At 69.4% G+C, this 23,279-nt stretch carries 21 protein-coding genes; 10 read left to right on the plus strand and 11 right to left on the minus strand.

Features of this window, described 5'->3' with window-relative positions:
- Nucleotide 1: 1 nt before the first annotated feature.
- The 3 genes from BLT23_RS14860 to BLT23_RS14870 all read right to left on the minus strand — a co-directional run bounded on the left by BLT23_RS14860 (nucleotide 2) and on the right by BLT23_RS14870 (nucleotide 2,701).
- Nucleotides 2-559: an ArsR/SmtB family transcription factor gene (locus BLT23_RS14860; RefSeq protein ID WP_090049595.1), complete on the minus strand. Its 558-nt coding sequence runs from the start codon at nucleotides 557-559 to the stop codon at nucleotides 2-4.
- 69 nt (nucleotides 560-628) lie between these two features.
- Nucleotides 629-1,120, minus strand: a complete 492-nt coding sequence (locus BLT23_RS14865) for a hypothetical protein (RefSeq protein WP_143035940.1) — start codon at nucleotides 1,118-1,120, stop codon at nucleotides 629-631.
- A 78-nt stretch (nucleotides 1,121-1,198) separates the two neighbouring features.
- Nucleotides 1,199-2,701 (minus strand): phytoene desaturase family protein, encoded by a 1,503-nt coding sequence (locus BLT23_RS14870; protein WP_090049598.1) that lies wholly within the window; start codon nucleotides 2,699-2,701, stop codon nucleotides 1,199-1,201.
- A gap of 65 nt (nucleotides 2,702-2,766) precedes the next feature.
- On the opposite strand from BLT23_RS14870, the gene fdhD reads away from it, so the two are divergent.
- Genes fdhD through BLT23_RS14885 form a run of 3 tightly spaced genes read left to right on the plus strand, consistent with a single transcriptional unit; the run spans nucleotide 2,767 to nucleotide 5,631 of the window.
- A complete protein-coding gene (gene fdhD / locus BLT23_RS14875; RefSeq protein WP_090049600.1) occupies nucleotides 2,767-3,594 on the plus strand; it encodes a formate dehydrogenase accessory sulfurtransferase FdhD in 828 nt (275 codons plus the stop codon).
- Nucleotides 3,581-4,711, plus strand: a complete 1,131-nt coding sequence (locus BLT23_RS14880; protein WP_090050320.1) for a CaiB/BaiF CoA transferase family protein — start codon at nucleotides 3,581-3,583, stop codon at nucleotides 4,709-4,711. The genes fdhD and BLT23_RS14880 overlap by 14 nt, the downstream gene beginning before the upstream one ends.
- A 38-nt stretch (nucleotides 4,712-4,749) precedes the next feature.
- Nucleotides 4,750-5,631 carry an alpha/beta hydrolase gene (locus BLT23_RS14885; RefSeq protein ID WP_090049602.1) on the plus strand — a complete coding sequence of 294 codons (882 nt, stop codon included), beginning with the start codon at nucleotides 4,750-4,752 and terminating at the stop codon, nucleotides 5,629-5,631.
- 96 nt (nucleotides 5,632-5,727) lie between these two features.
- On the opposite strand, the gene BLT23_RS14890 is transcribed toward BLT23_RS14885, so the two are convergent.
- From BLT23_RS14890 to tig, 6 genes are all read right to left on the minus strand, one after another.
- Nucleotides 5,728-7,041, minus strand: a complete 1,314-nt coding sequence (locus tag BLT23_RS14890) for a serine hydrolase domain-containing protein (RefSeq protein ID WP_176946757.1) — start codon at nucleotides 7,039-7,041, stop codon at nucleotides 5,728-5,730.
- A 20-nt stretch (nucleotides 7,042-7,061) separates the two neighbouring features.
- Complete coding sequence (locus tag BLT23_RS14895; protein ID WP_090049606.1) at nucleotides 7,062-7,640, minus strand: RBBP9/YdeN family alpha/beta hydrolase; 579 nt, start codon at nucleotides 7,638-7,640, stop codon at nucleotides 7,062-7,064.
- A gap of 218 nt (nucleotides 7,641-7,858) precedes the next feature.
- A complete protein-coding gene (clpX, locus tag BLT23_RS14900) occupies nucleotides 7,859-9,139 on the minus strand; it encodes an ATP-dependent Clp protease ATP-binding subunit ClpX (RefSeq protein WP_090049608.1) in 1,281 nt (426 codons plus the stop codon).
- Nucleotides 9,140-9,367: 228 nt separating this feature from the next.
- Nucleotides 9,368-9,982, minus strand: coding sequence for an ATP-dependent Clp protease proteolytic subunit (locus BLT23_RS14905; protein WP_090050323.1), 615 nt, complete (start codon nucleotides 9,980-9,982; stop codon nucleotides 9,368-9,370).
- A gap of 35 nt (nucleotides 9,983-10,017) precedes the next feature.
- The gene (locus tag BLT23_RS14910; RefSeq protein WP_065920813.1) at nucleotides 10,018-10,605 is read right to left on the minus strand and encodes an ATP-dependent Clp protease proteolytic subunit; all 588 of its coding nucleotides are present in this window, start codon (nucleotides 10,603-10,605) and stop codon (nucleotides 10,018-10,020) included.
- A 263-nt stretch (nucleotides 10,606-10,868) separates the two neighbouring features.
- A complete protein-coding gene (tig, locus tag BLT23_RS14915) occupies nucleotides 10,869-12,215 on the minus strand; it encodes a trigger factor (RefSeq protein ID WP_090049610.1) in 1,347 nt (448 codons plus the stop codon).
- A gap of 395 nt (nucleotides 12,216-12,610) precedes the next feature.
- Between tig and BLT23_RS14920 the strand changes: the two genes are divergently transcribed.
- On the plus strand, nucleotides 12,611-13,510 hold the full coding sequence (locus tag BLT23_RS14920; RefSeq protein WP_090049612.1) for a LysR family transcriptional regulator: 900 nt from the start codon (nucleotides 12,611-12,613) through the stop codon (nucleotides 13,508-13,510).
- A gap of 107 nt (nucleotides 13,511-13,617) precedes the next feature.
- Here BLT23_RS14920 and BLT23_RS14925 read toward each other — a convergent pair whose 3' ends face one another.
- Nucleotides 13,618-14,646, minus strand: a complete 1,029-nt coding sequence (locus tag BLT23_RS14925; RefSeq protein ID WP_245743966.1) for a LacI family DNA-binding transcriptional regulator — start codon at nucleotides 14,644-14,646, stop codon at nucleotides 13,618-13,620.
- Nucleotides 14,647-14,758: 112 nt separating this feature from the next.
- Here BLT23_RS14925 and BLT23_RS14930 point away from each other — a divergent pair, with 112 nt between their 5' ends.
- Genes BLT23_RS14930 through BLT23_RS14950 form a run of 5 tightly spaced genes read left to right on the plus strand, consistent with a single transcriptional unit; the run spans nucleotide 14,759 to nucleotide 21,745 of the window.
- Nucleotides 14,759-16,012: an ABC transporter substrate-binding protein gene (locus BLT23_RS14930; protein ID WP_090049614.1), complete on the plus strand. Its 1,254-nt coding sequence runs from the start codon at nucleotides 14,759-14,761 to the stop codon at nucleotides 16,010-16,012.
- A complete protein-coding gene (locus BLT23_RS14935; protein WP_218133754.1) occupies nucleotides 16,009-16,878 on the plus strand; it encodes a carbohydrate ABC transporter permease in 870 nt (289 codons plus the stop codon). The genes BLT23_RS14930 and BLT23_RS14935 overlap by 4 nt, the downstream gene beginning before the upstream one ends.
- Nucleotides 16,875-17,696: a carbohydrate ABC transporter permease gene (locus tag BLT23_RS14940; RefSeq protein WP_090049616.1), complete on the plus strand. Its 822-nt coding sequence runs from the start codon at nucleotides 16,875-16,877 to the stop codon at nucleotides 17,694-17,696. Before BLT23_RS14935 ends, BLT23_RS14940 begins: the two co-directional genes overlap by 4 nt.
- Nucleotides 17,697-17,700: 4 nt before the next feature.
- Nucleotides 17,701-18,819, plus strand: a complete 1,119-nt coding sequence (locus tag BLT23_RS14945) for a glycoside hydrolase 5 family protein (protein ID WP_090049618.1) — start codon at nucleotides 17,701-17,703, stop codon at nucleotides 18,817-18,819.
- Nucleotides 18,820-18,838: 19 nt separating this feature from the next.
- Nucleotides 18,839-21,745 (plus strand): alpha-mannosidase, encoded by a 2,907-nt coding sequence (locus tag BLT23_RS14950; protein WP_090049620.1) that lies wholly within the window; start codon nucleotides 18,839-18,841, stop codon nucleotides 21,743-21,745.
- 10 nt (nucleotides 21,746-21,755) lie between these two features.
- Here BLT23_RS14950 and BLT23_RS14955 read toward each other — a convergent pair whose 3' ends face one another.
- Nucleotides 21,756-22,892: a cytochrome P450 gene (locus tag BLT23_RS14955; protein WP_090049622.1), complete on the minus strand. Its 1,137-nt coding sequence runs from the start codon at nucleotides 22,890-22,892 to the stop codon at nucleotides 21,756-21,758.
- A 169-nt stretch (nucleotides 22,893-23,061) separates the two neighbouring features.
- On the opposite strand from BLT23_RS14955, the gene BLT23_RS40740 reads away from it, so the two are divergent.
- Nucleotides 23,062-23,238 carry a hypothetical protein gene (locus BLT23_RS40740; protein ID WP_176946758.1) on the plus strand — a complete coding sequence of 59 codons (177 nt, stop codon included), beginning with the start codon at nucleotides 23,062-23,064 and terminating at the stop codon, nucleotides 23,236-23,238.
- Nucleotides 23,239-23,279 lie beyond the last annotated feature (41 nt).

A 23,279-nucleotide genomic window follows, 5' to 3' on the forward strand; every position in this document is an offset into this window, starting at 1 on the left:
GTTACTCGGGTGCGACCGTGTGGCTCAGGAAGAGCCTGACCGCGCGTGACCCCTCCGGCCGCAGCTCGGGGTTCATCCGGCGCTCGTCGTACTTGTCCAGCAACGCCTGCAGGTCGGCCACGAGCTCGGCGGCCTCCTCGGCGGTGAGGAACTTGACGGTGCCCTGCGTGCCGACCACGTCGCGCCACTCCGCGGGCATGTGCTCGCGTTGCCGGATGCGGTCGCGGATGCGCTCGAACTCCTGGTCCAGGTAGGCCATCGCGGCCGCCTCCGCCGCCATGGCCGCCTCGCCGTCGAGCTCGTCCGGCGAGATGGACTGGCGCCGCCGGACGACCTGCCACGGCTTCTGCCTGCCCGGCCCCTCGACCTCGGTCACGAAGCCGTACTTGGCCAGCATGTTCAGGTGGTACGAGCAGCTGGCGACGCTCTCGCCGAGCACCTCGGAGCACTGGGTGGCGGTCTTCGCGCCCTGCTCGGTGAGCAGCTCCAGGAGCTTCCACCGGAAGGGGTGCGACAACGCGCGCAGCGCTTTCGGGTCGGTGATCGGGGTGTCGGTCATGACACGAGCGTACGCTTATCAAGGAACCCTTAGCAAGGTCCCTTGATATAGGAGTCTTGAGTTAGCGGCTCACCAGTCCGGCGAGTTCCTGGCCACGGCCGTGACCAGCGGCAACGACTCGATGATCGGCACGCGCAGCAGTTCGGCGGCCTCGTCCGGGTCGCGCACCGGTTCCACGAGCTCTCGCAGCAGCGCGCCCACGACGTCGTCCGCGGTCTGGTCGATCTCGGGCGCCAGGTCGCGCAGCTGGGCGGCGGCCTCGTTCAGCACCCGCGGACGTTGGGGCTCCTCCAGCATCAACGCGGCCAGCCTCAGCACACGGCGGCACACGCGCAACCGCAGACTGCGACTGGCGGACTCGGGACCACCCGCGAGACCCAGCCTGCCGCGGGTGCGCTCGATCCACGGCTCGACGGTCTCCTTGCGCCAGATCGGGCCGGACGCGAGCTCCGCGTCCGGCTCCGGGATGCCGTGGGAACGGCGCTTGCGCCACACCGTGACCAGCTGGCGGCTGAGGCCCATCGCGTCCGCGATCTCGGCGATTCCGTAGAAGTCCCCCACGAGCACAACTGTAACCAGAGATGACGATCTATGTCATCCAGCATGTCGCGGAATGTCGCAGAAGTCGTAGCAGAGGGTTCAGAGCCGTTCGAGCACCGCGCGTGCCGCGTTGTGGCCGCCGATCCCGCTCACGCCACCGCCTCGCCTGCTGCCCGCTCCGCACAGGAAGACGTTGTCCACGCCGGTCTCCACACCCCACCCGCCGACCTCGTCGCCGGTCTCGGCGAACGGCCACTCCAGCTCGCCGTGGAAGATGTTGCCTCCCGGCAGCCCCAGCTCCTCCTCCAGGTCGAGAGGGGTGCGGGCCTCGATGCACGGCCGTCCGGCGGCGTCCACGGCCAGGCAGTCGCGGATCGGCTCGGCCAGGTGCGCGTCGAGCTGGTCGAGGTAGCGCTCCACGAGCTGGTCGCGCAGCTCCTCGTTGCGGCCCTGGAAGAGCGACGCGGGCAGGTGCAGGCCGAACAGCGTCAGCGTCTCGTGCCCCGCGAGACCGGGCCCGAGGATCGACGGGTCGGTCAGCGAGTGGCAGTACATCTCGCCGGGCAGCACCGACGGCACCTGACCGGCGGCGCTCTCCCGGTAGGCGGTCTCCAGCTGCTCGTAGGACTCGTCGAGGTGGAACGTGCCCGCGAACGCGAGCCGCGGGTCCACACCGGACTTCAGCGCGGGCAGCCTGCGCAGCAACATGTTGATCTTCAGCTGGCAGCCGGGTGCGTCGTGGACCTCCTTGCCCTGCAACCGTCCCAGCACCGAAGGAGCCACATTGGACAGCACGAACCTGGCCTCGTAGGTCTCGCCTCCACACGAGACGGACGCCGTCTTGCCGTCCGACTCGACCGACGTCACCTCGGCACCGCACTCGATCCGGGCACCGGCCTCCCGCGCCGCCCGCTCCAGCTCGGCGGTGACGGCGCCCATGCCGCCGACCGGGACCTTCCACTCCCCCGTCCCGTTGCCGATCACGTGGTAGAGGAAGCACTTGTTGGCGCTCAACGAGTGCAGCGACGCGTGCGTGCCGATCAACGCGTCGGTGGCCACGACACCGCGCACCAGGTCGTTGCCGAACAGCTCCGGCAGCGTCTCGCCGAGCGGGCGTTCGAAGACCTGCTCCCACACCCGTCCGTCGACTCGCGCCCGCAGGTCCTCGGCCGGCACCAGCGGTTCGAGCAGGCTCGGCGCCAGCGCGGCGGCCAGCTGCTCCAGGCCGGCGTACCAGCGCTGCCACCGCTCCCAGTCGCCGAGCGACCCGCAGACCTCCTCGAACGACCGCACGGTCGCCTCGCCGGGGCTGCGTTCGACCAGGAGCCCGGACTTGCCGTCGGGCGTGTAGGACGACGCGGCACGCGACCGCAGCGCGAGGTTCAGCCCGAGGTCGCTCACGATCCGGTCGGGCAGCAGCGACACCAGGTAGGAGAACCGGGAGAGCCGGGCGTCGACCCCTTCCCAGGGCGACGCGCTGACCGCCGCGCCCCCGGCGCGCGGCAGCTTCTCCAGCACCCTGACCGACTTGCCCGCACGCGCGAGGTACGCGGCGGCCACAAGCCCGTTGTGGCCGCCTCCCACGATGACGACGTCGTCCATGCCCCGAGATCCCTCCCACGTAGCCTGGTCGTTGGGGAACATAGCGGTCCGAAGGAGATGTGCACATGGGCCGAGTGACGGTGCGCCGCCCCGTCGAGCGGGTCTCGCCGAACGGCAGGCGCCGCCGCGTCGACGCGCTCGCCGCCGAGGAGCCGCTGGAGCTGAGGGTCGACGGCAAGGCGCTCGCCGTGACGATGCGCACGCCGGGCCACGACGTGGAGCTCGCGCACGGCTTCCTGCTCAGCGAGGGCGTCATCGGCTCGTCCGAGGACATCTCGGTCGCCCGGTACTGCGAGGGCACCGGCCCGGACGGGCTGAACACCTACAACGTGCTGGACATCGCGCTGGCCGAGGGCGTGCCGCCACCGGACACGGGCGTGGAGCGGAACTTCTACACCACCTCGTCGTGCGGGGTGTGCGGCAAGGGCGCCCTCGAAGCCGTGAAGCTCAAGACCCGCCACTCCCCCGCGCTCGACCCGGTGCGGGTCACGCCGGAGGCGCTCACGACGTTCCCGGACGCGCTGCGCGCCCGGCAGAAGGTCTTCCAGAGCACCGGCGGCCTGCACGCGGCCGGGCTGTTCGCCGACGGTGAGCTGCTGGTGGTGCGGGAGGACGTGGGCAGGCACAACGCCGTCGACAAGGTGCTCGGCTGGTCGGTCCTGCAGAACCTGGTGCCGCTGCGCGGCGCGGTGCTGATGGTGTCCGGGCGGGCGTCGTTCGAGCTGGTCCAGAAGGCCGCGATGGCAGGCATCCCGGTGCTCGCCGCGGTGTCGGCGCCGTCGTCGCTCGCGGTCGAGCTGGCCGAGGAGCAGGGCATGACGCTGATCGGGTTCCTGCGCGGCGACTCGATGAACGTCTACACCGGTGGGGAGCGCGTGCTTGAGACCGCTTGACGGCGTCGTGGTCGTGAGCCTGGAACAGGCCGTGGCCGTCCCGTACGCGACGCGCCTGCTGGCCGACCTGGGCGCACGGGTGATCAAGGTCGAACGGCCGGGCACCGGCGACTTCGCGCGCCACTACGACTCGGCGTGCGGCGAAGTCTCGTCGTACTTCGCGTGGACCAACGTCGGCAAGGAGTCGGTGTCGCTCGACATCTTCCACCCCGACGGCCGCGAGGTGCTGGACAAGCTCGTCGACCGGGCCGACGTGCTGCTGTGCAACCTGTCGCCGCGCGTGTGGGCCCGGCTCGCGCTGGAGCTGCCCGACCGGCTGGTGGTCGGTGAGCTGTCCGGTTACGGCTGGGACGGCCCGTACGCGGACCGCAAGGCGTTCGACGCGCTGGTGCAGTCCGAGACGGGCTTGGTGTCGCTGACCGGCGAGGGCGACGTGATGGCGCGGGCCGGGATCTCGGTCGCGGACATCGCGGCGGGCGTGCAGCTGCAGGCCGCGGTGCTGGCGGCGTTGCTGCAACGGGCGCGGACGGGCTCCGGGGCGCGGCTGCGGCTGTCGCTGTTCGAGGCGATGGCCGAGTGGATGCACCAGCCGATGCTCTACGCCGCCGGAACGGGCGCCGCGGCCCCGCGGTCGGGGGCGCACCACCCGAGCATCGCCCCGTACGGCCCGGTGGCCTGTGCCGACGGCGCCGTGCACCTGGCCGTGCAGAACGACGGTCAATGGCAGCGGCTGTGCGATTTGATCGGCCTCGCTCCGCACGAGAGGTTCGCCACAGTGGCCTCCCGCGTCGCGCACCGGGAGGAATTGCAGAACCTCCTCGAAAAGGCTTTTTCGGGCCTCACCGCGGCTGAGCTGCTCACCACGTTGGACGCCGCCGACGTGCCGGCCGCCCTGACCAGGCCGATCACCGACCTGCCCGCCCACCCGCAGCTCGACACCTGGGTTGACGTGCCCGTTCCCGGCGGAACGGCCAGGATGCTGCCGCCCCCGGTGGCGGGCTTCGACTGGTCACCGGGTGCGGTTCCGGCCCTCGGCCAGCACAATGACCGCGTGTTGAGATGGCTGGGCTACTCCGACGAGGAACTGTCCTCGTTACGCGCGCGTTCCGTCCTCTAGAAGGAAACGAGGAACGGCATTCGCGCGATGGGGTGAGCATGGGGGAACCGAGGTTCAGCCGCCGCACGGTGTTCGTGGCGCTCGGCTTGGTCGTCGCGACCGCCGTGGGCGTCGCGACCTACGTGTCGTCGACCGCGGAGGCGCCCCGGCGGCAGATCGCGACGGCCGACCGCCTCCACACCAAGCCCGCCGTCAAGCCGACGATCCGCTTCGAGCGCGTCTACTCGTCCGCCCGGCGCCGCGAGGTCACCCTCGCCTTCTACCTGCCGACCGGCGTCAACCCCCGCGGCCTGCCCATGTCGATCCTGCTGCACGGCCTGCGCGGCAACGCCAGGAACGCGCCCTTCGGCGGCATCGCCGACGTGCTGGCCGCCGCCGTGGCGAAGGGCTCGGTGCCCGCGTTCGGCTTCGTCGCGGTCGACGGCGGCGACAACTACTGGCACGAGAACACCCCCGGCGACGACCCGATGGGCATGCTGCTCGACGAGATCCCCCGCTGGCTCAAGGACCGCGGCTACGGCGAGCCGTTCGCCGTCACGGGCGTGTCGATGGGCGGCTTCGGCGGCCTGCTCTACGCCCGCCGCCGAGTCGAACGGGGTGACCCGGTCGCGGCCGCCGCGATCGTCTCCCCCGGCCTGCTGACGTCGTGGCCGGAGATGGCCAAGCGCCGCGCGTTCAAGAACGAGGCCGAGTGGCGGGAGCTGGACCCGCTGCGGCGCCCTCAGGCGACCGGCCCGACCGCGCTGGGCGTGTGGGTCGGCGACCGGGACAAGTTCATCGAGGGCACCCGCCGGTTCCTGCGCGACGTGCGGCCCGAGGTGGCCACCGTCAGGCCCGGCGGGCACGACGACGCGCTCTACCGCTCGGTGACGCCCGACGTCATCCGCTTCCTTGCCAAGTACGCGAAGCGGGCCGTCTAGACCCGGCCGAGCACCATGTAGCCGCTGGTGCAGTACACGTACGGACCGACCGGCTCGTCACCCTCTCGCCGGTGTCCAGCAGCCCTTGCAGGTCGATCACATCCGGGTGGCCGCCCGGCCGAAGTGCACCCACTTGACCCGGTCCTGCTCGTCACGCCCGCACAGGACCACCACGGAGTGGTAGCCGCCGCGGGGCTCGACGGCGATCAGGGCGTCGTCGCGCAGCCCGGTGAACTCCCGCTCGGACTCGTCGAGGAGCCCTCGGAAGGTGTCGCCGCGCTGCTCGAACCTCACCGTCACCCGGCCGCCGGTGCCCTCGGCCACGTGGAGGTCGAGCCCCGCGGACCGGTAGACCCCGACGACCCGGTCCATCGCGATCGGGACGGGCGACGCGGGCGGCGCGGGCAGCGGTCGCAGGCGGACACCGGCGTGCTCGCCCAGCACCTGCCGGAAGACCTCGCGCGCCACCGGCAGGGAGCCGCCGCCGTTGGTGAGGAGGGCGACCGCGAGACCGGCGGCGGGAATCACCCGCAGGTGGGCCTGGAAGCCCCGCGTCGTCCCGTTGTGGCCGATGCCGGTGACACCACCGTCGTAGTCGTGCAACACCCACCCGAGACCCTGCCGCCCGCCCTGGCCGAAGTCCGGCGGCACGACCTGGGTCTCGCGCATCACGTCGAACTCGGTGGTGCCGAGGTGCAGCCGCACGAACTCCAGGAGGTCCCGCGCGCTCATCGCGAGCACCGACCCCGCCGGGGTGTCCCCCTCGACCATGGGCTTCTCGACGGGCCGCAGGTCGTCGTCGCCGAGATGACCCGACGCGCACCGCTGGTGGGCGTACTCCGCGTGGCTGACGGCGGCGGTCGGCAGGCCGAGCCGGTCGACGAGCCGCTCACGCAGGACGGCGGTGAAGCGCCGTCCGCGCAGCACCTCGACGATCCGGCCGAGCACCACGAACCCGCTGTTGCAGTACGTGTAGAGCTCACCCGGCGGGGTCCGCTGCTCGGTGTCCGCCATCCGCTCGACGTACCTCTCGAGCATGTCCGGGCCGTTACCGGTGTCGTGGAAGAGGTCGCCGTCGAAGCCCGCCGTGTGGGTGAGCAGGTGGCGTGGCGTGATGACCCGCGCCGCCTCCTCGTCGGCCAGCCGGAACTCCGGCAGCACCTCGCGCACCGGCCAGTCCAGGTCCAGCAGGCCCTCGTTGACCAGCTCCTGGACCAGCGTGGCCGTCCACACCTTCGTGATCGACCCGATCTGGAAGATCGAGTCCGTCGTCACCTCCTCGCCCGTGTCCTTGTTGAGGACACCCGCCGAGAAGTCGGTGATCTCGTCCTCGTGCAGGACGGCCACCTGCGCACCGACGACACCGTGCTCGGCCAGGAGCCCGGCCAGCCACTCCGACGACAGTTCCACGTTTCCCCCAGACTGGTTTTCTAGCGCGGCGAGAGCGGCACCGTCCGCGACCGCACCCACTTGAGCACCGCGGGCCACTCCCCGTAGCCCGCGTCGATGTTGACGTGCGCGGCCCCTGGCAGGACGTCGACCTCGATCCGCAACGCCTCCGCGAGCTGCTTGGCGTCCTGCGCCGAGCAGTGCGGGTCGCCCTCGCCCGCGACGAGGCGCGTCTCGGTGGCGGCGCGGCGCAGGTTCGCCGGGTCGAGGGGAGGCGGCAGGAACGACCTGATGGCCGGTTCCGGGTGGTCGGGCGCCGGCGGGGCGACCAGCAGCACCCGGTCGACGTGGGCGATGTTCTCGCGGGCCGCGTGGTGCAGCCACAGGTGGCAGCCGAGCGAGTGCGCGACGACGACGCGTTCGCGGTCGGCCGGGGCCGCCTCCAGGTGCGCGTCCAGCTCGCGCAGCCACGTGTCCAGGTCGGGCGCGTCCGGGTCGCTGAAGTGCGGCAGGTCGGCGAGGCCGCCGTGCTCGGACACGGTCCGGGCGAGCCAGCGCTGCCAGTGACCGGGGCCGGAACCGGTGTAGCCGTGGAGCAGCAGCACGTGGGGCAGCGACATGCACCCAGCCTAGTGGCGCGTCACGCAGCGTCGGCGGCGTAATCCACGCTCGGCAGGACTCCTCGCGGCACCTCCCCACGCCCCCGTACGACCAGTACGAAGACGTGGCGATCCGCCCGTCTGAACGCGAATTCCACCGGCAACGTCGCGAGCCACACCACTGGAACGACCGAAGGGCGCCCGGCCGGAACCGGACGCCCTTCGATTGAGCTCGAACGCTAGGCGGACTTCTCCCGGCGCTCCCGGCGCGAGGGCTGCCGGGCCACGATCGTCGGGTTCACGTTCTCCTTCACCGTCTGCTCCGTGATGACGACCTTGGCGACGTCCGTGCGGCTCGGGATGTCGTACATCACCGGGAGCAGGACCTCTTCCATGATCGCGCGCAGACCTCGGGCACCGGTGCCGCGCAGGATCGCCTGGTCGGCGACCGCCTCCAGCGCGGTCTTGGTGAACTCGAGCTCGACGCCGTCCATCTCGAAGAGCTTCTGGTACTGCTTCACCAGGGCGTTCTTCGGCTCGGTGAGGATCTGCACCAGGGACGGCTTGTCGAGGTTGGTCACCGAGGCGACCATCGGCAGACGCCCGATGAACTCGGGGATCAGGCCGAACTTGATGAGGTCCTCCGGCATGGAGTCGGCGAAGTAGTCCGCCGCGTCCACCTCGGCCTTGGACCGCACCTCGGCGCCGAAGCCCAGACCGCGCTTGCCGACGCGGTCCTGGATGATCTTCTCCAGGCCCGCGAACGCACCGGCCACGATGAACAGCACGTTCGTCGTGTCGATCTGGATGAACTCCTGGTGCGGGTGCTTGCGGCCGCCCTGCGGGGGCACCGACGCCGTCGTGCCCTCGAGGATCTTGAGCAGCGCCTGCTGCACGCCCTCACCGGAGACGTCACGCGTGATCGACGGGTTTTCACTCTTTCGAGCGATCTTGTCGACCTCGTCGATGTAGATGATGCCCGTCTCGGCGCGCTTCACGTCGTAGTCGGCGGCCTGGATGAGCTTCAGGAGGATGTTCTCGACGTCCTCGCCGACGTAGCCGGCCTCTGTCAGCGCGGTCGCGTCGGCGATGGCGAACGGGACGTTCAGCATCTTCGCGAGCGTCTGCGCGAGGTAGGTCTTGCCGCAGCCCGTCGGACCCAGCATCAGGATGTTCGACTTCGCCAGCTCGACGCCGTCGTCACGACCCTCGCGCCCGCGGTCGCCCGCCTGGATGCGCTTGTAGTGGTTGTAGACGGCTACCGAGAGGGTCCGCTTCGCCTCGGACTGGCCGATGACGTACTGGTCGAGGAAGTCGTGGATCTCGGCGGGCTTCGGCAGCTCGTCGAGCTTCACGTCGCCGGCCTCGGCCAGCTCCTCCTCGATGATCTCGTTGCAGAGATCGATGCACTCATCGCAGATGTAGACGCCGGGGCCGGCGATGAGTTTCTTCACCTGCTTTTGACTCTTTCCGCAGAAAGAGCACTTCAGCAAGTCGCCGCCGTCACCGATACGCGCCATGACCGCTGACCTATGTCCCCTCCGGCGCACACCTGCTGTAGTGCGCCTGCTGACTTGCTGTGGCAGTCCCACTGGCTGTGGGTGCTGAGCCCGTTGCACTGACGGTACCTGGCCCACCCCGCTTCAGGGGAGGACCAGCGTCCCTCCGACGCGCCGATCAGGCCAGACAACCTGGACTTCTCGGCGTGTCGGAGGCCGGGGACCGGGAGTTCCAGTCCCTGGGACGCGTCAGGACTTGGCCGAAAGCTTGCGGTAGGGCAGCACCGAGTCGACGATGCCGTAGTCCTTGGCCTCCTCGGCCGTCAGGATGCGGTCGCGCTCGATGCTCTCGCGAACCTCCTCCGCCGTCCGGTTGGTGTGCCGCGCGAGGGTGGTCTCCATCAGGCGGCGCACGCGCTGGATCTCGTTCGACTGGATCTCCAGGTCGGACACCTGACCGTACGCGCCCTCCATGGAGGGCTGGTGGATCAGGATTCGCGCGTTGGGCAGCGCGTGGCGCTTGCCGGGCGTGCCGGCGGCCAGCAGCACCGCGGCGGCCGAGGCGGCCTGGCCGAGGCAGTACGTCTGGATGTCCGGGCGCACGAACTGCATGGTGTCGTAGATGGCCATCAACGAGGTGAACGAGCCACCCGGCGAGTTGATGTACATCAGGATGTCGCGGTCGGGGTCCTCGGACTCGAGCACCAGCAGCTGCGCCATCACGTCGTTGGCCGAAGCGTCGTCAACCTGCACGCCGAGGAAGATGATGCGCTCCTCGAACAGCTTGTTGTACGGGTTCGACTCCTTCATGCCGTAGCTGGTGCGCTCGACGAACGACGGCAGCACGTACCGCGACTGAGGCATGTGGAACTGGCTCACTTGGGGTCTCCTAGCTGACGTCAGTTGTTCGAGTCGCCGACGGGCTGCGACCGGGTGACGACCTTGTCGACGAAGCCGTACTCCAGCGCTTCCTGTGCGGTGAACCAGCGGTCGCGGTCGGAGTCGGCGATGATCCGCTCGACCGGCTGGCCGGTGTGCTCGGCGATGAGCTCGGCCATCTCGCGCTTGGTGCGCGTCAGCATGTCCGCCTGGATCGCGATGTCCGCGGCCGTGCCGCCGACACCCGCGGAGGGCTGGTGCATGAGGATGCGCGCGTGCGGGAGCGCCTGGCGCTTGCCGGGCGCGCCGGCGGAGAGCAGGAACTGCCCCATCGAGGCCGCGAGCCCCATGGCCACGGTGGCCACGTCCGGCTCGATCAGCTGCATCGTGTCGTAGATGGCCATGCCCGCCGTGACGGAGCCACCAGGCGAGTTGATGTAGAGGGTGATGTCCTTCTCGGGGTCCTCAGCGGCCAGCAGCAGCAGCTGAGCGGTGATCTGGTTGGCGATGCCCTCTTCGACCTGCGATCCCAGGACGATGATCCGCTCGCGGAGCAGCCGCTCGTACACCGAGTCGTTGAGGTTCATCCCGGCGGTGGCCGACCGCATCTCGGGGGTCGGGAAGGAGTGCTGCGTCACGTCTGCCTGCCTAACTCCAGGTGGAACGAATCTGGATGCCAAAACTCTCTGCGATCGACCTTAACGAAGACGGGCGGCGTCAGATGCCCGACACCGCCCGCGTTCGCTCAGGGCTGTATTTGTGGCGCTCGCCCACACGCGCGACGAGGTCGTACTAGACGTCGTCCGGTCCTCCGCTCGCACCGGAGTGGACTCCGGCTCGAACGGGTGACCGGACGAGTCGCACGACCTCGTTACTCCTGGCCGTCCTCTTCGGACTTGGTCTCGCCGAAGAGCTCCTCGAGGTCCAGCTTCTGGCCGGCGGTGTCGCTGACCTCGGCCTGGCGGACGACGCTGGCGAGCGCCTTGCCGCGGCGGACGTCGGCGAAGATCGCGCCGAGCTGGCCGGACTGCTGCGCGCGCTTGACGTACTCGTCGGGCGAGATACCGAAGCGCTGGGCCTGGTAGATGATCCGCTCGGTCAGCTCGCCGTCGGACACCGTGACCTGCTCGGCGTCGGCGATCGAGTCGAGCACGAGCTGCGTCTTGACGGCCTGCTCGGCGGCGGTGCGGAGCTCGGTGTCGAACTCCTCCTCCGTCTGACCCTGCTCCTGCAGCCACGCGGCGAACTTGTCGTCGTCGTGGTCGAAGGCGTGCACGGCGTCGTGCTTGCGGGCGTCGATCTCGCCCTGGACGATGCCCTCGGGCAGCGGGACCTCGGTGGTCTCCAGCAGCGCCTCGAGGACCTTGTCGCGGGCCTGGACGCCCTGCTGCATCTTCTTGACGCGGGCGAGGCGGGTCAGCAGGTCGGCCTTGAGCTCCTCGAGCGTGTCGAACTCGCTCGCGAGCTGCGCGAACTCGTCGTCCAGCTCGGGCAGCTGGCGCTCCTTGACGGAGTTCAGCACCACGGACACCTCGGCCTCGCGGCCGGAGTGCTCACCGGCGACGAGCGTGGTGGTGAAGGTCTTGGTCTCACCCTCGGAGGCGCCGACGAGCGCGTCGTCGATGCCCTCGACGAGCTGGCCGGAGCCGATCTCGTAGGACAGGCCGGTGGTGCGGGCCTCCTCGACCTCCTCGCCGTCGACCGTGGCGGACAGGTCGATGCTGACGAAGTCGCCGGTCTGGGCCGGGCGCGTCACACCGGTCAGCGTGCCGAAGCGGGCGCGGAGCTCGTCGAGCTGCGTCGCGACGTCCTCGTCCGTGACCTCCTGCTCGTCCACGGTCACGGCCAGCTCGCCGAACGCGGGGACGGTGATCTCGGGACGGACGTCGACCTCGGCGGTGAACTCGAGCGTCTGCCCGTCCTCGATCTTGGTCACCTCGAAGTCCGGACGACCCAGCGTGCGCACCTCACCCGCGGAGACCGCCTCCAGGTACTTGGCCGGGATGGCCTCCTGGATGACCTCGTCCAGGACCGGCGCGCGGCCGATGCGGTTCTCCAGGACCTTCGCGGGGGCCTTGCCCGGGCGGAAGCCGGGGATGCGGACCTGCTTCGCGAGCTTCCGGTACGCCTGGTCGAAGTTCGACTTGAGCTCGTCGAACGGCACCTCGACGTTGATCCGGACCCTCGTCGGGCTCAGGTGCTCGACGGTGCTCTTCAACGTGGACTCCTCGATGCGAACAAGAACGTGCAAGACAGCCGGTACCGCCACACGTGACGCCCGGATTCCCAGCGAGTCTAGGCGAACCCCGCAGTGTGACCGCCGCCACCCCGGCTACCGGCACCACCCGCCGCCTCCCGCACCAAGATCTTTTGTTCGTCTGGCGAACGACTTCACCGAAACAACACACCCAACTACGCCCCGTCGAAGACGCGATCGCAATTTCACTCTTTCGGAGGAAAGTCTTCTCTCCGACAGATCAAGATGACTCCGTTAGCACCAATCGGCCGCGCGCTCGCGAGAGGTAGCGTTACGGCTCCTGCACCACCCGTAACAGGATCACGGGAACGAACGAGAAAAAGTCGTCGCACCGTTTTAATCCGAGGATCCGCCTGATGGAGACACGCCAGCTTCTCGCGTTCACGACCGTGGTTCAGACAGGGAGCTTCACGAAGGCCGCAGCCACGCTCAACTGCTCGCAGCCGACCATCACCACCCGCATCAAGGCCCTGGAGGAGGGCCTCGGGGTCGTCCTTTTCCGGCGCCTCCCCCGAGGTATCCAGATGACGTCGGCGGGCGTGGAACTCCTCCCGTTCGCGCGAAACATCATCAACCTCACCGAAAAGGCCCGAAAAGCCATCACGATGAACGGCGAGCCGCACGGCAAACTCGTCATCGGCTCCGCGCAGAGCCTGACCGACTACCGCCTGCTACCGCTCATCGAATACATGTGCTGGCGCTACCCCTCGGTCCAACTCTCCCTGCACTCCCGCAACGCCCTGAACAACCTCTCCTCCGTCCGGGACGGCCAACTCGACTGCGCGTTCTTCATCGGCGCCATCGAACCCCGGGAGGGCCTGGAGACCACGGTCCTCTGCCCCGAACCCCTCACCCTGGTGGCCGGCCCGAACCACGCCCTGGCCCAACGCCAGTCCCTGACCGAGGACGACATCACCGGCAGCACCCTCGTCAGGGCCGAGAACGGCGCCTCCTACCACGAGCTCTTCGAGAACACGATCGGCTTCGACGACACCCGCGCCCCGGTCCTGGAGCTGGACTCAGTGGACGCCGCGAAACGAGCGGTGGCCTCCGGCTTGGGCATAGCCCTGATGCCCGAGGTGACCGTCTCGGCAGAACTGGCCGACGGCAGGCTGGTCCGCTTGCCCTGGTCCCCGACCTTCCGCGTGTACACGCAGTTCGGCTGGCGCCAGGACAACTCGACGAACCCGGCGGTGACCGCCCTGGTCTCGGCGGCCGCGCAGGTGGTCAGCGACCAGGTCGCGTCACTGACCTGACTCACGAAGCCGAAGGCGAGCACCCACTGCACAACCGAACTGCGAAACACGCGGCCGCGGTAAGCCCCAGGCATGCCGCCCGCTCGCAGCGCGAGCCCGGTCCTTGATCAGTCGACGGGGTTCCGGGGCGGAGCCCCGCGCTGAAGAACCCGGCCAGGCGCGGAAGTCGACCCCCGGACCACCAACTCCGGCAACACGTCCTCGACATCAGACGGCAAAGCCCCACCCATCACAGCCAGCAACGCCCGAGCAGCCCGAGCCCCGAACGCGAACGTGTCCCGGGACAACGCGGTCAACCGCCCGTGCTGACACAACACCGAGTCGTCCCAAGCCACGATCGACAGCTGAGACGGCACCCCGACCCCCATCTCAGCGGCAACCTCAACCCCGGCAACCGCCATGACGTCGTTGTCGTAAACGATCGCGGACGGCGGTTCCCCAGAACCGAGCAAGGCCCGAGTAGCAGCGGCCCCGGCCTCAGCCGTGTAATCCCCGCCAACGATCACACCGTCCACAACGGACGACAAAAACGCCTGATCCCGCCGAACGGTGTGCAGCAGCGAAGGCAACCCGGCCACCCGGGCAATCCTCCGGTGCCCCAACGAAACCAGGTACTCCACAACAGACGTCATGGCCGCGTAGTCATCAGCCCACACAGAAGCCAGCGCCCCGTGATGCCCAGCCCCACCCACAACAACAGCGGGCATCCCGAGAGAAGACATCAAGGCGACCCGAGGGTCGTCCACCAACAGATCGACAAGAAAAACCCCGTCGACCCGATGCTCGGCCCACCACCGCTGGTAGAGCGAGATCTCCTCGTCCCGAGACGCCACCACCTGCAACAGCAACGCCGACGACATCTCCGACTGCATCCCGGCGATCAGCTGGAAGAAGAACGCCTCGTCCCCCAACGCCCGAGGCGGCCGCACCAAGACCAGCCCCACCGCGTCGGCGGACGCCGACGACAACGCCCGAGCGGTCGCGGACGGCCGGTACCCGAGTGACGACGCCACCTCCAGCACCCGCGCCCGCGTGGCCTCCGAAACCCCAGGCCGCCCGTTCAACGCCAGCGACACGGCCCCCTTGGACACCCCGGCCGCCGCGGCGATGTCCTTGATCGTCGGCCTCTTCACCACACCCCGCTCCACCCGAACCCCGGTCTTGTCCGGAACAAGACATGCGGACGTTCGGAGGCTAGCCGGAGATAAACCGGTTTAGCTAGGGTCCGCGAGCAGGAGGTGGGTGTCAATGAAGAGGCGCACGTTCCTCGCCGGCATGGTCGCCGTGCCCGTCGCGGGCTGCGGGCTGTCCGGCACGAGCAACTCCGGTTCGTCGGCGGGTGGTCAGGTCACCGGCGAGATCACGTTCCAGACGTGGTCGCTCAAGCCCAAGTACACCGACTACGTCAACGGTGTCATCGACGCGTTCCAGCAGCAGCACCAGGGCACCACCGTGAAGTGGGTGGACCAGCCGGCCGACGGCTACCTGGCCAAGGTCATGGCCGACGCGAGCGCGGGCACCCTGCCCGACGTCATCAACGTGCCGCCGGACCTCAGCTTCCCGCTCGCCAAGGCGGGGCAGCTCGTCGACCTGGACGAGGTCGCGCGGGACGCGAAGCCCGAGTACCTGGAGAACGCCTGGCAGGCGTTCGAGATCCCCGGCCAGGGCGGCTGCTACGGCTTCCCCTGGTACCTCAACACCGGCCCGCTCTTCTACAACAAGGCCCTGTTCCGGCAGGCGGGGCTCGACCCGGACAAGCCGCCGGCGAACTTCGACGAGCTCGAGCAGTACGCCCTCAAGCTCGCCGAGAAGAACATCGCGATCCTCGGCCAGACCCCGTCCATCGCCGACTTCGGCCTGTACGGCGTGAAGCTCTTCGAGAACGGCGAGTTCACCTTCAACGAGCCCAAGGGCGTCGAGCTCGTCGAGAGCTACAAGCGCATGTACGACGCGGGCGCGCTCATCCCCGAGGCGCTCACGCAGAACTACACCGGCGCGGGCACGAAGTTCATGGCGCAGCAGACCGCGATGAACCCCGGCAGCGCCTACGACCTGGGCAAGTTCAAGACCGACGCGCCCAGCCTCTACGCCAACATCGGCATCACCACGCCCATCACGAACACGGGCAGCGCCAACATGTTCCTGCACGGCGTGAGCGTGCCGAAGAGCAGCAAGAACCAGGCGACGGCGCTCGCGTTCGGCCGGTTCGTCACCAACGCCGCGAACCAGGTGGCGTTCGCGAAGCTCGCGTCGATCTTCCCGTCCACCACCAAGGGCGGCGACGACCCGTACTTCACCACCGAGGACGGCTCCGACGAGGCGCGCGTGCGGGTCGCGGCGGCCAAGCAGCTCAAGACGGCGGTGAACTACACGCCCGTGCAGTTCAGCGACCAGATGCGGGAGGCGCTGCTGCAACAGCTCGCGGACGCGATGCTCGGCAAGAAGTCGCCGAAGGAGGCTCTGGACGCGGCCGTCGAAGAGTGCAACAGGCTGCTCAAGTGACGCACCGCCCGTACACGCCGTGGCTGTTCCTGTTGCCGGGACTGGTCATCTGCCTCGCGTTCACGATCTTCCCGTTCCTGAACATGATCGTGCTCGCGTTCACCGACGCGAGCGCGCTGGGCGGTGGTCAGTTCACCGGTGTGGACAACTTCGTGCGGATGGCCCAGGACCCGAAGTTCTGGGTGGCCGCGCGCAACAGCCTGCTCTACATGGTGTGCGTGGTGCCGCCGCTGGTGCTGTTGCCGCTGCTGATCGCGATGCTCGCGCAGAAGGCGGTGCCGGGCATCGGGATCTTCCGCACGGCGTTCTTCACCCCGGTGATCGCGTCCGCGGTCGTGGTCGGGCTCATCTGGACGTGGCTGCTCGACAGCCGCGGCCTGGTGAACAACGTGGTGGAGGCGCTGGGCGGCACCAGGATCGGCTTCCTGACCGACTCCACGTTGCTGCTGGTCAGCTCGATGGTCGTGACGGTGTGGCGCGGCCTCGGCTACTACATGGTGATCTACCTGGCCGCGCTCGCGAACGTGCCGAAGGACCTGCACGAGGCCGCGATGGTCGACGGTGCGGGCCCGGTCCGGCGGTTCTGGTCGGTCACCGTGCCCGCGCTGCGGCCGACGATGGTGCTGATCGCGGCGCTGAGCGCGGTGAACGGGTTCCGCGTGTTCTCCGAGATCTACCTGCTGTCCGGCGGCACCGGCGGTCCGGGCGGCGCGAGCACCACGATGGTGCTGCTCATCCAGTCGGTCGGCCGCGGCCTCACCGGTGAGGTCGGGTACGCGTCGGCGCTCAGCCTCGTGCTGTTCGTCGTCCTGCTGGGGCTGCTGCTGGTCACCCTCAAGCTCAACCGCAGGGAGGACCAGCTGTGAAGCGCTCCCCCGTCTCCCTGGCCCTGCGCTACCTCGGTCTGCTGGCGGTCCTGGCCATCAGCATCGGGCCGTTCCTGTGGCAGTTCGTCACGAGCGTCAAGGGGCCGGGAGAGGACGTCTTCGTCCCCGACTTCATCCCGGACGACCCGACGCTCGCCAACTACGGCGCGGTCGCCGACGTCGTCCCGGTCTGGTCGTTCGCGCTCAACTCGCTGGGCGTCGCGAGCGTCAACGTCGTCACGAACTGCCTGGGCGCGGCGATGGCGGGCTACGCGCTGGCCCGGCTGCGGTTCCGGGGCCGCAGGTTCGCCGCGGTGGTCTTCGCGGGCAGCATCCTGGTGCCGTTCGAGGCGATCCTCATATCGCTGTTCCTGGTGATGCGCGGTCTCGGCCTCACCGACACGCTCACCGCGGTCGTGCTGCCCGGCGCGATCGCCGCGCTCAACGTCCTGTTGCTGCGCAACGCGTTCCTCGCACTGCCCGCCGAGGTGGAGGAGGCCGCGATCATCGACGGTGCCAACGCGTGGCAGCGCTTCACCCGCCTCGCGCTGCCGTCGGTCAAGGGCACGCTGGTCGTGGTGGCGCTGTTCTCGTTCATGTTCAGCTGGGACGACTTCCTGTGGCCGCTCGTCGTGCTGAGCGACCAGGAGAAGTACACGCTCACCATCGGCCTGGCGTACCTCCAGGGCACGTTCGTGCAGAACCAGCGGCTGGTGGCGGCGGGGACGATCATCGCCGTGCTTCCGCTGATCCTGCTGTTCCTGTTGCTGCAGAAGCACTTCTTCCGCGGTGTGGGGGAAGGCGCGATCAAGGGATGACTCCGTGCGTTTCGGCGTGAACTACACCCCGTCGACCGGCTGGTTCCACCACTGGCTCGACTTCTCCCTCGACGACGTCAAAGCCGACTTCGAGTCCATCGCGGGCCTGGGTCTCGACCACGTGCGGGTCTTCCCGCTGTGGCCGGTGTTCCAGCCCAACCGCGGCCTGGTGCGGCCCCAGGCGGTCGAGCAGCTCGCGCAGATGCTCGACGCCGCCCGCGAGACAGGGCTGGACGTGCAGGTCGACGTCCTGCAGGGGCACCTGTCGAGCTTCGACTTCTACCCGTCGTGGGTGCAGACCTGGCACCGGCGCAACATCTTCACCGACGCCGACGTGATCGACGGGCAGCGGTTCTACGTCCGCACGCTCGCCGAGGCGTTGCGGGACAAGCCGAACTTCCTCGGCTTCACCCTCGGCAACGAGGTCAACCTGCTCACCGAGTCGAACCCGTGCACACCGGAGCAGGCGGCCGAGTGGATCGACGTCCTGCTCGCCGAGTGCGAGGAGGCCGCTCCAGGCCGTCCGCACGTGCACTCCGAGTACGACGCCGTCTGGTACGAGAGCGAGCACTCGTTCCTTCCGGAGCACGCCGCCAACAAGGGTGCGATGACCACAGTGCACTCGTGGGTCTTCAACGGCACCGCGCAGCGCTACGGCCCGCTCTCGCCCGAGAGCGTCCACCACGCCGAGTACCTCGTCGAGCTGGCCAAGGCGCACGCCAAAGACCCGGACCGGCCCGTGTGGCTGCAGGAGGTCGGCGCCGCCCAGCCGGAGATCACCGCCGAACAGGCGCCGGAGTTCGCCGAGCAAACGCTTGCGAACGTGTTGACCTGCTCGAACCTGTGGGGCGTCACGTGGTGGTGCTCGCACGACGTCGACCGTGCGTTGGTGGACTTCCCCGAACGCGAGTACGAGTTGGGGTTGCTGACGACGGACCGCGAGGCCAAGCCGCTCGGGGAGGCGATAGCCAGGATCGTGCGGGAGGCGGAACCCGCTCCCGCCACGCGCACACCGATCACACTGCACGGCGACCGGCCCTCGTGGGGTCCGGGTGGCGCCTTCTTCGAAGAGTGGATGGCACTCGCGCGCGACGGCGTGCGGGCCTCGATCGAGCCGGCCTGAGCCAAAGGGGACCGAACACGTGCACGACGAACGCTCGCTGCTGGAAGAACGACTCGACCGCACGCTGAAGGAACGCATCCGCCCGGCCGTCTACGGCGAGACCGCGCCGCTGGAGCTGGCGGTGTGGACCGTGCCGGACGAGCCCGTCCCCGTCGCGGAGGCGCTCACGGCCGCCTATTCACCGGCACAGGTCGGTGACGCCTGGGGCGCGCCGTGGAGCACGAGCTGGTTCCGGCTGACCGGCAGCGTGCCGGAGGCGTGGGAGGGCAAGCAGGTCGAGGTGGTGCTGGACCTCGGCTTCACGCATCCCGGCCCCGGTTTCCAGGCCGAGGGCCTCGCCTACACCGCCCAAGGCGAGCCGATCAAGGGCATCGAGCCCCGCAACACCTACCTGCCGGTCGAGGGCCGTGACGTCCTGCTCTACCTCGAGGCGGCGGGCAACCCGACGATCCTCGACTTCCACCCGTTCCTGCCGACTCCGTTGGGCGACAAGGCGACGGCGGGCACCGAGCCCTTGTACAAGGTCCTCAAGGCCGAGCTGGCGGTGTTCCAGCCGCAGGTGTGGCACCTGATGCTGGACATCGAGGTGCTCCAGGGCCTGATGAAGGAGCTGCCCGGCCACGACCCGCGCCGCCACAAGGTCCTGCACGCGCTCGACCGCGCGATGGACGCGCTGGACCTCAACGAGGTCGCGGCCACCGCCGACCTGGCGCGGGAGCAGCTGGCCGGTGTGCTCGCGTTGCCCGCCACCGCCTCCGCGCACAAGGTCTCCGCGATCGGTCACGCCCACATCGACTCCGCGTGGCTGTGGCCGCTGCGGGAGACGGTCCGCAAGTGCGCGAGGACGTTCTCGAACGTCACGAAGCTGATGGACGAGTACCCGGACTTCTACTTCGCCTGCTCGCAGGCCCAGCAGTACGCGTGGATGAAGGAGCACCACCCGCACGTGTGGGACCGCGTCCGCGAGAAGGTCCGCGCCGGTCAGTTCGTCCCGGTCGGCGGCATGTGGGTCGAGTCGGACACGAACATGCCCGGCGGCGAGGCGATGGCCCGCCAGCTGGTGCACGGCAAGCGGTTCTTCCTCGACAACTTCGGCGTGGAGACCGAGGAGGTGTGGCTGCCCGACTCGTTCGGCTACAGCGCGGCGCTCCCTCAGCTGATCAAGCTCTCGGGCTCGCGCTGGTTCCTCACCCAGAAGCTGTCGTGGAACCAGATCAACAGGTTCCCGCACCACACTTTCTGGTGGGAGGGCATCGACGGCACCCGGATCTTCACGCACTTCCCGCCCGTCGACACCTACAACTCGTCGCTGTCCGGCGAGGAGCTGGCCCGCGCATCACGCCAGTTCGCCGAGCACGCCAAGGCGTCGCGGTCGCTGGTGCCGTTCGGCTACGGCGACGGTGGTGGCGGCCCCACCCGCGAGATGATGGAGACCGCGCACCGCGTCGCGAACCTCGAAGGCTCCCCGACCGTGCGCGTCGAGCCGCCGCGCGAGTTCTTCCAGGCCGCGCAGGACGAGTACCCGGACGCCCCGGTGTGGGCGGGCGAGCTGTACCTGGAGAAGCACCGCGCCACCTACACCACGCAGGCGAAGACCAAGCAGGGCAACCGCCGCAGCGAGCACCTGCTGCGGGAGGCCGAGCACTGGGCCACCGCGGCCGCGTTGCAGGGCCACGACTACCCGTACGACGAGCTGGACCGGTTGTGGAAGACCGTGCTGCTGCACCAGTTCCACGACATCCTGCCAGGCAGCTCGATCGCCTGGGTGCACCGCGAGGCCCGGGACACCTACGCCCGCGTGGCGGCGGAACTGCAAGCCCTGACGGCGTCCGCGATCGACGCGCTGAAGGGCGACGGCGACGACGAGATCACGTTCGACGTGCTCGGCGGCGAGACGCCGAAGCCGTTCGTGGCACCGGTGGACGGCGTCCTGGACAACGGGCGCCTGCGTGTCACGATCGACCCCGACGGCATCGTCACTTCGATCCTCGACTTGGAGAACGACCGCGAGGTCCTGCCGCCGCACGGCTTCGCGGGGATGCCGCAGCTGCACCGCGACAACCCGAACCAGTGGGACGCCTGGGACATCGACCCGTTCTACCGCAACTGGAAGGCCGACCTGACCCCGTCCGAACGGCTCGACGCGCCCGACGGCGTGGTCGTGCGGGCGAAGTTCGGCAACTCCGTCCTCACCCAGACGATCCGGCTGCGCGAGGACGCCAAGCAGGTCGACTTCGAGACCGAGGTCGACTGGCAGGAGCGCGAGAAGCTGCTCAAGATCGCGTTCCCGCTGGACCTGCGGGCCGAGGTCTCCACGGCGGAGACCCAGTTCGGCCACCTGCACCGCCCGGTGCACACCAACACCTCGTGGGAGGCGGCGAAGTTCGAGATCTGCGCCCACCGCTTCCTGCACGTCGGCGAACCCGGCTACGGCGTCGCGATCGTCAACGACTCGACCTACGGCCACGAGGTCACCCGCACCACCCGCGAGGACGGCGGGACCACCACGACCGTGCGCCTGTCCCTGTTGCGCGCACCCCGGTTCCCCGACCCGGAGACCGACCAGGGCGAGCACCGCTTCCGCTACGCCCTGGTCGTCGGCGGCCTGCCCGAGGCCATCAAGGCCGGGTACCGCATCAACCTGCCGCCGCGCGCGGTCCGCGGCTCCGTGCCGCCGGAACCGCTGGTGAGCACGGACAACCCGGCGGTGAGGGTCGAGGCCGTGAAGCTGGCCGACGACCGGTCGGGCGACGTCGTCGTCCGGCTCTACGAGGCGCACGGCGGCCGTGCCCGCGCCTCGGTCGGCACCTCCTTCGCCTACACCGCGGTCCAGGAGACCGACCTGCTCGAACGGCCACTGGCCGACGCGTCGGCGGAGGTGGTGCTGCGCCCGTTCCAAGTGGTCACCCTGCGGTTCACGAGGTAGCGCGCAGCCCTCAGTCGAAGCGGAAGGTGGCCGTCTCGAGGTTGTCGAGCATCCACTCCCGCCGCACGAGCGGTGCGCTGGGTTCCCTGCGCAGCAGTGGAAGCCGGCGCACCATCTCCTCCAGCAGCACGCGCTGCTCCAGCCGGGCGAGGCCCGCGCCGAGGCAGTGGTGCGGCCCGTGACCGAACGACATGATCCGGGTGCGCCGCCGGATGTCGAACACGTCCGGCGAGGGGTACCGCGCCGGGTCCCGGTTGGCGGCGCTGAGCCACCCGGTCACCCACTGGCCCGCCGGGATGGCCTGTCCGCCGACCACCACGTCCCGCACGACCAGCCGCCGCGGGCCCGGGAACACCGGGTACCAGCGCATGGTCTCCTCGACGGCGCCGGGGATCAGCGACGGGTCGGCGCGCAGCTCGTCCCAGCAGCCGAACTCGGTGAGGAACAGCAGGGCGTTCGGGATGCTCGCGTAGGTCGTGTCGACACCGGCGCCGAGCAGCATCGCGCAGTACCCGACGAGGTCGAGGTCCGACAGCGGCCTGCCGTCCACGAGGTGACCGGACCGCTGCGCGGCGATCAGCTCGGCGATCAGGCCGCCCGCGGGCTCGGCGCGCTGGCGCTCGATCTCGTCGGCGAAGAACCGCGCCATCGCCTCCTGCGGCGGGACGGTGCTGGTGGTGACCGACGCCCGGTACCACTCCTCCAGCCACTCGGTCATCATCGCCTCGGCGCTGAGGTCGAGGCCGAGCAGGTGGCAGATCACCCTCGCCGGCAACGGCCTGGCGATCACCGGGACGACGTCGAAGCCCGCCGGGTCCAGGCCGTCGACCAGCTCGGCCGAGATGGCGCGGACGCGGTCCTCCAGCCGGGCCATCACGCGCGGGCTGAACGGGTCGGCGACGGCGGCCCTCAGGTCGCGGTGGCGCTGCCCGTCGGCGGCCCACATGCCGCTCATCATCGGGTTGGCGAACGCCCGCGTCTCGTCGGTGAGGCCGTACCCGGCGGAGAAGTGCTCCTCGTCGGACAGCACCCGCTGCACGTCGGCGAGGCTGAAGACGTGCCAGGTGTCGAGCGCCTCGTCGAAGTGGACCTCGGTGGCGGGGTCGAAGAACTTCGCAGGTCGCGTGGGTAAGTGGGCGACAGTCATGCCCTCGATCGTGGCCCCTTACCCGCGGGCCGGGGGACCGCCGATCCAGCTACGCGACGTCCGCGTAAGGGGTCTCCCCGCCCGGCCGTGGGTGATCGTCCGATGTGAGGGGTGACCCCTCAGGAGCAGTCTCGGTGTTGTCAGCGAGACGACCTGAGGAGTGAGTGAGATGGAGTGGACGCCCGAGGCGATCAAGGCGGAGATGGACTACCGGCAGGAAGCCCTGCGGGAGGACGCCCGCCGCGTCCAGGAGTACTACCGCAACGGCGGGAAGCCGCGTTCGTGGTGGCACCGGATGACGCACAGGCACGAGCCTGAGGTTCCCGCCGGACCGCAGGCGGCGTGATGCCGGGGGTCGGCGGTGGGGTGGTCTCTCTCGTCCGGGGA

The organism is Lentzea fradiae (genome assembly GCF_900100955.1).
Classification (GTDB): domain Bacteria; phylum Actinomycetota; class Actinomycetes; order Mycobacteriales; family Pseudonocardiaceae; genus Lentzea; species Lentzea fradiae.